The sequence below is a fragment of the Promicromonospora sp. NPDC060204 genome (assembly GCF_042728455.1).
Taxonomy (GTDB): domain Bacteria; phylum Actinomycetota; class Actinomycetes; order Actinomycetales; family Cellulomonadaceae; genus Promicromonospora.
The window spans coordinates 1-10,228 of record NZ_JBHWZO010000229.1; the positions used below are offsets into that span (position 1 = coordinate 1).

The window sequence follows — 10,228 nt, forward strand, 5'->3', positions numbered from 1 at the left end:
CAGGCCTGTGCCGACCTCAAGGCAAACTGCCGACCGCACCACAAACTGCCGACCGGGCTGTGCGTTGTTGGTCGCGCTGCGTACTGCCGACTGCGGCCGCCCCATGAGATCGGTCGGCTGCATCGAGAGCGGTCCATCGATGGACCGGTCTCGATGCAACCGACCGATGTCGATGCAGGCGACTGATCCCAGGGCCGGCAAGGCCCAGTCAACCGATCGATCTCGCGGCAGGCGACAGCACCGCATGCTGCCGACCGCACCGCGCACCGCCCCAGCCCGCTGAGTGCTGGGTATTTGTTGAGCCAACCGCCTCGAACCCACAAGTACCCAGCACTCAACGAGGGAGGGAGGGGGTCAGGGGGTCAGCAGGACCTTGCCCGTTGTCGCGCGGGACTCCAGCGCCTGGTGCGCCTCGCCGGCGTCGGCGAGCGGGTACGTCGCCCCGATGCGGACGTCCAGGTCGCCCGACGCCGCGGACGACAGCACCTCCGACGTGCGCCACTCCAGCTCCGCGCGCGTGAGGGCGTAGTGCGCGATCGTCGGCCGGGTGAGGTACAGCGAGCCGCCCCGGTTGAGCCGCTGCGGGTCGAACGGCGGCACCTGGCCCGACGACCCGCCGAACAGCACGAGCATCCCGCGCGGGCGCAGCGAGGCCAGCGACGCCTCGAAGGTGGTCCGGCCCACGCCGTCGTACACCACGTGCATGCCTTGGCCGTCGGTCAGCTCGCGCACGACCGCGGGCAGCTCGGCGGTGATGTCGGCCATCGCGGCGTAGTCGATGGTGTGCGCCGCGCCGGCGGCGGCGGACAGTGCCGCCTTCTCCGGCGTCGAGACCGTGGTCACGACCCGGCCGCCGCGCGCGACGGCGAGCTGGGTGGCCAGCAGCCCGACGCCGCCCGCGCCCGCGTGCAGCAGCACGTCGTGCCCGGGCTGCACCTCGAACGTGGACCGCACGAGGTAGTGCGCGGTGATCCCCTGCAGGGGGAGTGCGGCGGCGGTGGTCAGGTCGAGCCCGGCGGGCACGTGCACGACGCCGGAGGCGTCGACGGCGACCAGCTCCGCGTACGAGCCCGGCCCGTCGTGCCAGGCCACCCGGTCGCCGACGGCGAAGCCGGTGACGCCCTCGCCCAGCGCCTCGACGGTGCCCGCGCCCTCGGCGCCGACGACGTGCGGGTACTGCATCGGGTACACGCCGGCGCGCTTGTAGGTGTCGATGAAGTTGACGCCGGCCGCGGCGACGCGGAGCAGGAGCTGCCCCGGTCCGGGTTCCGGGTCGGGGAGCTCGGTGTACGACAGGACCTCGGGGCCGCCCGCCTCACGGGCTACGACTGCACGCATGGGCCGAGCCTACGTCGCGTCCGGCGGGGCCCGACGGCGGGGCCCGACGGCGGGTCCCCTGTCCGCGGTCCGGAACAGGTTTCGCCCCCGCTGCATAACTATGTACACTACCGAATATGTCCAGCAGCCAGCTCATCCGAGTCGCCGTCGCGGGCGCTTCCGGCTACGCGGGCGGAGAGGTCCTGCGTCTCCTCGCGGCCCACCCCTTCGTCGAGATCGGCACCCTCACCGCGCACGCGAGCGCCGGTTCGAGCCTCGGCGAGGTCCAGCCGCACCTGCGCGGCCTCGCGCACCGCATCCTGGAGCCCACCACGCCCGACACGCTCGCCGGCCACGACGTCGTGGTGCTCGGCCTGCCGCACGGCGCGTCGGGCCAGGTCGCTGCCCAGCTCCCCGACGACGTCCTGATCATCGACCTGGGCGCCGACCACCGGCTGGAGTCGGCGAGCGACTGGGAGCAGTTCTACGGCTCGACGCACGCGGGGACCTGGCCGTACGGCATGCCCGAGCTGATCCACGCCGAGACGCCGGGCGCCGAAACGACCGCCGAAGACCTGAGCACCGCCCCCCGCCAGCGCGACAAGCTGCCCGGCGCGCGCCGCATCGCCGTGCCCGGCTGCAACGTGACGGCGGTGACGCTGGGCCTGCAGCCCGGTGTCGCCGCGGGCGTGGTCGAGGCCACCGACATCGTCGCCGTGCTGGCCAACGGCTACTCGGGCGCGGGCAAGGCGCTCAAGCCGCACCTCCTGGCGAGCGAGGCCCTCGGTTCGGCCCAGCCGTACGGCGTGGGTGGCACGCACCGGCACATCCCGGAGATCCAGCAGAACCTGTGGGCGGCCGGCGCGCCCGAGGTCGGCATCAGCTTCACGCCCACCCTCGTGCCGATGGCGCGCGGCATCCTCGCGACCGCCACCGCCCGGCTGGCCAAGGGCGCCGACCCGGAGCAGGTCCGCGCCGCCTGGGAGGCCGCCTACGTCGACGAGCCGTTCGTGCACCTGCTGCCCGAGGGGCAGTGGCCGAGCACGGCGATGACGCTCGGCGCCAACACGGCCCTCGTCCAGGTCGCCGTCGACGCGGCCGCGCGCCGGGTCGTCACGGTCACGGCCATCGACAACCTGGTCAAGGGGACCGCGGGCGCCGCGGTCCAGTCCATGAACCTCGCCCTCGGCCTGCGGGAGACCGCCGGCCTCATCACCGAAGGAGTCGCACCATGACGGTGACCTCCCCGCAAGGGTTCCGCGCCGCCGGGGTCACGGCGGGCCTGAAGGCCTCCGGCAGGCCGGACCTGGCACTGGTCGTCAACGACGGCCCCGAGTTCGCCGCCGCTGCGGTGTTCACGAGCAACCGCGTGGTCGGCGCGCCGGTCATGTGGTCGCGCCAGGCCGTGAAGGACGGCGCCGCGCGCGCCGTCGTGCTCAACTCCGGCGGGGCCAACGTGTGCACCGGACCGGGCGGGTTCCAGGACGCGCACGCCACCGCGGAGAAGGTCGCCGGCGAGCTCGGCATCGGCGCGATCGACGTGCTGGTGGCCTCCACCGGCCTGATCGGCGTGCGGCTCGCCGCGGACAAGCTGCTCGCGGGCGTCCCCGTCGCGGTCGGCGCGCTCGCGGCCGACGACGCGGCCGGCAAGGCCGCCGCCACCGCCATCATGACCACCGACACCGTGGCCAAGACGGCGGTGCGCACCGTCGAGACGCCGTCGGGCACCTTCACCGTGGGCGGCATGGCCAAGGGCGCGGGGATGCTCGCCCCCGCCCTGGCGACGATGCTGTGCGTGGTGACCACGGACGCCGTCGTCCCCGCCGAGATCGCGGACGCCGCCCTGCGGGCCGCCACGCGCGTCACCTTCGACCGCGTCGACTCGGACGGCGCCATGTCCACCTCGGACACCGTGGTGCTCATGGCCTCCGGCGCCTCCGGCGTCACTCCGGGGACCGAAGCGCTCACCGCCGCCGTCACGGAGATCTGCGCGGACCTGGCCCGGCAGCTCATCGCCGACGCCGAGGGCGCGTCGCACGACATCGCCATCACCGTCACGAACGCGACCACCGAGGACGCCGCGCTGGCCGTGGCCCGCGCCGTGAGCCGGTCCAACCTGGTCAAGGCCGCCGTGTTCGGCAACGACCCGAACTGGGGCCGCATCCTGTCCCAGGTCGGCACCGTCCCCGAGGACGTCGCGCCGTTCGACCCGGCCGAGCTCGACGTGAGCGTCAACGGCGTCCTGGTCTGCAAGGCCGGCGGTGCCTATGAGTCGCCGGAGAAGGTCGACATGGCGGCAGCCCGCGAGGTCACGTTCACCATCGACCTGCACGCCGGCGACGCCGAGATCACGCTGTGGACCAACGACCTCACGCACGACTACGTCCACGAGAACAGCGCGTACAGCACATGAGCAGCGACATCGTGAACGGGCTGCGGCCCGACCAGAAGGCCGAGGTGCTCATCGAGGCCCTGCCCTGGCTGCAGGAGTTCTCCGGCGCGCTCGTCGTGGTCAAGTACGGCGGCAACGCCATGATCGACGCCGAGCTCAAGGCCGCCTTCGCGCAGGACATGGTGTTCCTGCGGCAGGTGGGGCTGCGGCCCGTCGTCGTGCACGGCGGGGGACCGCAGATCAACGCCATGCTCGACCGGCTCGGCATCGAGTCGGAGTTCAAGGGCGGCCTGCGCGTCACCACGCCGGAGGCCATGGAGATCGTGCGCATGGTCCTCACGGGCCAGGTCAGCCGGGAGCTCGTGGGCCTGATCAACGCCCACGGCCCCGTCGCCGTCGGCCTGTCGGGGGAGGACGGCGGCCTGCTCGGCGCCCAGCGCCGGCACGCGATCGTCGAGGGCGTGCCCGTCGACATCGGCCTCGTGGGCGACGTCGTCCAGGTGGACCCGCGCGCCGTCGAGGACCTGCTGGAGGCCGGGCGCATCCCCGTCGTCTCCACGATCGCCCCCGACAAGGACGACCCCACCCAGGTGCTCAACGTCAACGCGGACACCGCGGCCTCCGCGCTCGCGGTGGCGCTGGGCGCCAAGAAGCTCATCGTGCTGACCGACGTCGAGGGCCTGTACACGAGCTGGCCCGACAAGGGCTCGCTCGTCGAGCGGATCACGGCGCCCGAGCTGGCCGAGCTGCTGCCCACCCTCCAGGCCGGGATGGTGCCCAAGATGGAGGCATGCCTGCGCGCCGTCGAGGGCGGCGTGGGTGCCGCGACGGTCATCGACGGACGGCAGCCGCACAGCGCGCTGCTGGAGGTCTTCACCACGCGGGGCAACGGCACGATGGTGGTCGCGGGGCCTGCACCGGCGGAGGACGCCGAGGCCTTCGAGGCCCAGGAAGGAACGGACGCATGAGCACGGTGATCCCGGCCGACGAGAGCGCGGCCCTGACGGCTGACGGCTCCGTCGCCGCGTGGACCCAGCGGTACTCGGGCGCGGTGATGGACACGTTCGGCCCGCCGCAGCGCGTGCTGGTGCGCGGCGAGGGCGCCTACGTGTGGGACGCCGACGGCAAGCGCTACCTCGACCTGCTCGCGGGCATCGCGGTGAACGCGCTGGGCCACGCCCACCCGACGCTGACGGCCGCGATCAGCGCCCAGCTCGGCACGCTCGGGCACGTCTCCAACTTCTTCGGCACGCCCGCCCAGATCGCGCTCGCCGAGACGCTGCTGCGCGTGGCCGAGGCGCCGGAGGGCTCGCGCGTGTTCCTCACCAACTCGGGCACCGAGGCGGTCGAGGCGGCGTTCAAGATGACGCGCCGGGTCGCGACGTCGTCCGGCGTGGGCACGCGCACGCGCGTGCTCGCCCTGGAGGGCGGCTTCCACGGCCGGTCGATGGGCGCGCTCGCGCTGACCGCGAAGGCCGCGTACCGCGAGCCGTTCGAGCCGCTCCCGGGCGGCGTCGAGCACCTGCCGTTCGGCGACCTCGCCGCCCTGGAGGCCGCGTTCACGCCGCAGTCCGTCGCCGAGCACGGCGAGGTCGCGGCCCTGGTGGTCGAGCCCGTGCAGGGCGAGGCCGGCGTGCGGCCCCTGCCGCCCGGCTACCTCGCGGCCGCCCGCCGCCTGACCCGGGCGCACGGCGCGCTGCTCGTGCTCGACGAGGTCCAGACGGGCGTCGGCCGGTGCGGCTCGTGGTTCGCCTACCAGCAGCCGGAGATCGGCGGCGGCATCGTGCCCGACGTCGTGACGGTCGCCAAGGGCCTCGGCGGCGGCTTCCCCGTCGGCGCGGTGATCGCGTACGGCGACGCCGCGCGCCTGCTCGGCCGCGGCCAGCACGGCAGCACGTTCGGCGGCAACCCCGTGGCCTCGGCTGCGGCGCTCGCGACGCTCGGCGTGATCGAGCGCGACGGCCTGCTGAGCAACGTGCGCGAGGTCGGGGCGCTGCTGCGCCAGGAGATCGAGATGTGCGGCAGCCCGCTCGTCAAGGAGGTCCGCGGCCGCGGGCTGCTGCTCGCCGTCGTGCTCAACGAGCCGGTGGCGCCGCAGGTGGCCACCGCCGCCCTGGAGGCCGGACTCATCGTCAACGCGGTGGCGCCGGACGCGATCCGGCTCGCCCCGCCCCTGATCCTGACCGCGGAGCAGGCCACGGAGGCCGCCCGCTTCTTCGCCTCGCTCTCCGAGCACGTCCAGACCCCGGAGGACCCCGCATGACCCGCCACTTCCTGCGCGACGACGACCTGACGCCCGCCGAGCAGAAGGCCGTCCTGGAGCTCGGCCTCGCCCTGCGCGCCGACCGGTACGCGAAGCGTCCGCTGGAGGGCCCGAAGGCCGTCGCGTTCATCACCGACAAGCCGACGCTGCGCACCCAGGTGTCGTTCGCGGCCGGGATCGCCGAGCTCGGCGGGTTCCCGCTCGTCGTGGACGGCCGGCTCGCCCAGATCGGCGTGCGCGAGTCCGTCGCGGACACCACGCGCGTGCTCGACCGGCAGGTCTCGGCCATCGCGTGGCGCACGTTCGGGCAGGACCGCATCGAGGAGATGGCGTCCGTCTCGCGCGTGCCCGTGGTCAACGCCCTCACCGACGACTTCCACCCCTGCCAGATCCTCGCCGACCTGCTCACGGTGGCGCAGCACCGGGGGCTGGACAGCCTGCCCGGCACCACGTTCGCCTACGTGGGCGACGCCGCGAACAACATGGGGAACTCCTACCTGCTGGGCTGTGCCACGGCCGGCCTGCACGTGCGGATCGCGGGCCCGGAGGGCTACCTGCCCGACGCCGCGATGGTCGCCCGGGCGACCGAGATCGCCGCGACGACGGGCGGCTCGGTGACCGTGACGACGTCGGCCAAGGAGGCCGTGGCCGGGGCGGACGTCGTGGCCACCGACACCTGGGTGTCGATGGGCGACGAGGCCGAGGCCGAGGCGCGGTCCAAGCCGTTCTGGGACTACCAGGTCAACGCGGAGCTGCTCGCGGCCGCCGCGCCGGACGCGCTCGTGCTGCACTGCCTGCCGGCCTACCGCGGCAAGGAGATCACCGCCGACGTCATCGACGGGCCGCAGTCCGTGGTCTTCGACGAGGCCGAGAACCGCCTGCACGCGCAGAAGGCGCTGCTGGCCTGGCTGCTGGAGCAGGGCTGATGGTCACCCGGCAGCCGGCGACGACGGCGACCACCGCGACCACGAAGGCGGCCCGGCACGCCCGGATCACCGCGATCGTCACGCGCAACGCGATCCACTCGCAGGCCGAACTGGCCGACGCGCTGGCGGCCGACGGCGTGAGCGTCACGCAGGGAACGCTGTCGCGGGACCTGATCGAGCTGCAGGCCGAGAAGGTGCGCGGCTCGGACGGCACGCTCGTCTACGCGGTGCCGGGCGAGGGCGGGGACCGCAGCGCGCAGTCCGACGCGAGCGAGGAGTACCTGTCCGCACGGCTGGCCCGGCTCGCCAAGGAGCTGCTGGTCTCGGCCGAGTCGTCGGGCAACCTCGTGGTGCTCCGCACCCCGCCAGGGGCGGCCAACCTGCTGGCCTCGGCCATCGACCACTCCGTCTTCCCCGGGATGCTGGGGACCATCGCGGGGGACGACACGATCCTCGTGATCGCGCGCGACGCCGACGGCGCCGCACTCGCGGGCCGCTTCCTCGCGCTCAGCGCCTGAGAACCCACAAGAATTGCACCTGAACACCACCACCGGAAAGAGAACGTCAATCATGACTGAACGCGTCGTGCTCGCCTACTCGGGCGGCCTGGACACCTCCGTCGCCATCGGCTGGATCGCCGAGGCCACCGGGGCCGAGGTGGTCGCCGTGGCCGTCGACGTCGGCCAGGGCGGCGAGGACATGAACGTCATCCGCCAGCGCGCGCTGGACTGCGGCGCCGTCGAGGCGTACGTCGCCGACGCGCGCGACGAGTTCGCCGCCGAGTACTGCATGCCCGCGCTGCGGGCGAACGGCATGTACCTCGACCGCTACCCGCTGGTCTCCGCCATCTCGCGCCCCGTGATCGTCAAGCACATGGTGCGCGCCGCCCGCGAGTTCGGTGCCTCGACCGTCGCCCACGGCTGCACCGGCAAGGGCAACGACCAGGTCCGGTTCGAGGTGGCCACCACGTCGCTCGCGCCCGACCTCAAGTCGATCGCGCCGGTGCGTGACCTCGCGCTGACCCGCGAGAAGGCCATCGACTACGCGGAGAAGCACGACCTGCCGATCGCGACCACCAAGAAGAACCCGTTCTCGATCGACCAGAACGTGTGGGGCCGCGCCGTCGAGACGGGCTTCCTCGAGGACATCTGGAACGAGCCCACCAAGGACGTCTACTCCTACACCGACGACCCGACGTTCCCGCCGGTCGCCGACGAGGTCATCCTCACGTTCGAGCAGGGCATCCCCGTGGCGATCGACGGCGTGCCCGTCACCCCGCTGCAGGCCATCCAGGAGATGAACCGCCGCGCGGGCGCCCAGGGCGTCGGCCGCATCGACATCGTCGAGGACCGGCTCGTGGGCATCAAGTCCCGCGAGATCTACGAGGCTCCGGGTGCGATCGCGCTGATCGCTGCCCACCAGGAGCTGGAGAACGTCACGCTCGAGCGCGAGCAGGCCCGGTTCAAGCGCCAGGTCGAGCAGCGCTGGAGCGAGCTCGTCTACGACGGCATGTGGTTCTCGCCGCTGAAGAAGTCGCTGGACGTCTTCGTCGACGACACCCAGAAGTACGTCTCGGGCGACATCCGCATGGTGCTGCACGGCGGCCGGGCCACCGTGACCGGGCGCCGCTCGGAGCAGTCGCTGTACGACTTCAACCTCGCCACCTACGACGAGGGCGACGCGTTCGACCAGTCGCAGGCCCGCGGCTTCATCGAGATCTACGGCCTCACGGCCAAGCTCGCCGCCGCGCGCGACGAGAAGTTCGGCAACGGCGTGGACCTCGGCGCCAAGGCGAACCTGACGGCAGGCGCGCTGTGAGCGAGCACGACGGCAAGGACGTCGAGCACGCGACCTCGCGGACCGTCGGCGGGCACACCGGCCCGAAGGTCGCCCTTTGGGGCGGCCGGTTCGCCGGCGGGCCGTCGCCGGAGCTGTCCGCGCTGTCGCAGTCGACGCACTTCGACTGGCGGCTCGCGCAGTACGACATCGCCGGGTCGCGGGCGCACGCCCGCGCCCTGGCGACCGCCGGCCTGCTCACCGAGCCTGAGCTCGCGCGCATGATCGACGCCCTCGACGTGCTGGAGCAGGACGTCGTCTCGGGCGCCTTCATGCCGGTGCTCGACGACGAGGACGTGCACACCGCGCTGGAGCGCGGCCTGCTGGAGCGCGCCGGCGACGAGCTGGGCGGCAAGCTGCGCGCCGGCCGGTCCCGCAACGACCAGATCGCCACGCTGGTGCGGCTGTACCTGCGCGACCAGGCCCGCACCGTGGGCACGCAGGTGCTCGACCTCGTGGACGAGCTCATCGTCCAGGCGGCCGCCGCCGGGGACGCCCCCATGCCGGGGCGCACCCACCTGCAGCACGCCCAGCCGGTCCTGCTGGCGCACCACCTGCTGGCGCACGCGTGGCCGCTGCTGCGCGACGTCGACCGGTTCCTCGACTGGGACGTGCGCGCCTCGAAGTCGCCCTACGGCTCGGGTGCGCTCGCGGGCTCCTCGCTGGGCCTGGACCCGGCGGCCGTGGCCGCCGACCTGGGTCTGGAGGGCGGGCCGGTCGAGAACTCGATCGACGGCACGGCCTCGCGCGACGTGGCGGCCGAGTTCGCGTTCGTCGCCGCGATGATCGCGGTGGACCTGTCCCGGATCGCGGAGGAGGTCATCCTCTGGAACACCAAGGAGTTCGGGTTCGTCCGCCTCGACGACGCGTACTCCACGGGCTCGTCGATCATGCCGCAGAAGAAGAACCCGGACATCGCCGAGCTCGCGCGCGGCAAGGCCGGGCGCGTGATCGGTGACCTCACCGGCCTGCTCACCACGCTCAAGGGCCTGCCGCTCGCGTACAACCGCGACCTGCAGGAGGACAAGGAGCCGGTGTTCGACCAGGTGGCGACGCTCACGGCGGTGCTGCCCGCGTTCACGGGCATGGTGCGCACCATGGTGTTCGACACCGACCGCATGGCCGAGCTCGCGCCGCAGGGCTTCTCGCTCGCGACCGACATCGCCGAGTGGCTCGTCAAGCAGGGCGTCCCGTTCCGGGTGGCGCACGAGGTGGCCGGCTCCTGCGTGCAGGAGTGCGAGGCGCGCGGCATCGAGCTGTGGGACCTGTCCGACGAGGACCTGGCCAAGATCTCGGAGCACCTCACGCCCGAGGTGCGCTCCGTGCTGTCGGTCGAGGGCTCGCTCGCCTCGCGCGACAACGTGGGCGGTACCGCCCCGGCGAGGGTCGCGGAGCAGATCGAGGCCGCCAAGGAGCGCTCCACGGAGTTCCGCTTCTGGGCCCAGCCGGAGTCCTGACGGGCGGCTGGCTCGCGCGACCGCGCGGCGTCTACCC

The 10,228-nt window shown here is 73.1% G+C and carries 10 protein-coding genes; 9 read left to right on the plus strand and 1 reads right to left on the minus strand.

Annotation, left to right across the window (positions count from 1 at the left end):
- A partial coding sequence (locus ACFWEJ_RS22815; RefSeq protein ID WP_377231472.1) for a hypothetical protein occupies positions 1-186 on the plus strand: 186 nt, incomplete at its 5' end.
- A gap of 168 nt (positions 187-354) precedes the next feature.
- On the opposite strand, the gene ACFWEJ_RS22820 is transcribed toward ACFWEJ_RS22815, so the two are convergent.
- The gene (locus ACFWEJ_RS22820; RefSeq protein WP_377231473.1) at positions 355-1,338 is read right to left on the minus strand and encodes a quinone oxidoreductase family protein; all 984 of its coding nucleotides are present in this window, start codon (positions 1,336-1,338) and stop codon (positions 355-357) included.
- 116 nt (positions 1,339-1,454) lie between these two features.
- Between ACFWEJ_RS22820 and ACFWEJ_RS22825 the strand changes: the two genes are divergently transcribed.
- Genes ACFWEJ_RS22825 through argH form a run of 8 tightly spaced genes read left to right on the plus strand, consistent with a single transcriptional unit; the run spans position 1,455 to position 10,191 of the window.
- Entirely contained in the window at positions 1,455-2,552 is a 1,098-nt protein-coding gene (locus tag ACFWEJ_RS22825; protein WP_377231474.1) for an N-acetyl-gamma-glutamyl-phosphate reductase, read from the plus strand.
- Entirely contained in the window at positions 2,549-3,730 is a 1,182-nt protein-coding gene (gene argJ / locus ACFWEJ_RS22830; RefSeq protein ID WP_377231475.1) for a bifunctional glutamate N-acetyltransferase/amino-acid acetyltransferase ArgJ, read from the plus strand. The genes ACFWEJ_RS22825 and argJ overlap by 4 nt, the downstream gene beginning before the upstream one ends.
- Complete coding sequence (gene argB, locus ACFWEJ_RS22835) at positions 3,727-4,677, plus strand: acetylglutamate kinase (RefSeq protein ID WP_377231476.1); 951 nt, start codon at positions 3,727-3,729, stop codon at positions 4,675-4,677. The genes argJ and argB overlap by 4 nt, the downstream gene beginning before the upstream one ends.
- Positions 4,674-5,972 (plus strand): acetylornithine transaminase, encoded by a 1,299-nt coding sequence (locus ACFWEJ_RS22840; protein WP_377231477.1) that lies wholly within the window; start codon positions 4,674-4,676, stop codon positions 5,970-5,972. Before argB ends, ACFWEJ_RS22840 begins: the two co-directional genes overlap by 4 nt.
- Entirely contained in the window at positions 5,969-6,898 is a 930-nt protein-coding gene (gene argF, locus ACFWEJ_RS22845; protein WP_377231478.1) for an ornithine carbamoyltransferase, read from the plus strand. Before ACFWEJ_RS22840 ends, argF begins: the two co-directional genes overlap by 4 nt.
- Positions 6,898-7,416 carry an arginine repressor gene (locus ACFWEJ_RS22850; protein ID WP_285101642.1) on the plus strand — a complete coding sequence of 173 codons (519 nt, stop codon included), beginning with the start codon at positions 6,898-6,900 and terminating at the stop codon, positions 7,414-7,416. The genes argF and ACFWEJ_RS22850 overlap by 1 nt, the downstream gene beginning before the upstream one ends.
- 52 nt (positions 7,417-7,468) lie before the next feature.
- Entirely contained in the window at positions 7,469-8,716 is a 1,248-nt protein-coding gene (locus tag ACFWEJ_RS22855) for an argininosuccinate synthase (RefSeq protein WP_377231479.1), read from the plus strand.
- Positions 8,713-10,191 (plus strand): argininosuccinate lyase, encoded by a 1,479-nt coding sequence (gene argH / locus ACFWEJ_RS22860; protein WP_377231480.1) that lies wholly within the window; start codon positions 8,713-8,715, stop codon positions 10,189-10,191. The genes ACFWEJ_RS22855 and argH overlap by 4 nt, the downstream gene beginning before the upstream one ends.
- Positions 10,192-10,228: the final 37 nt, after the last annotated feature.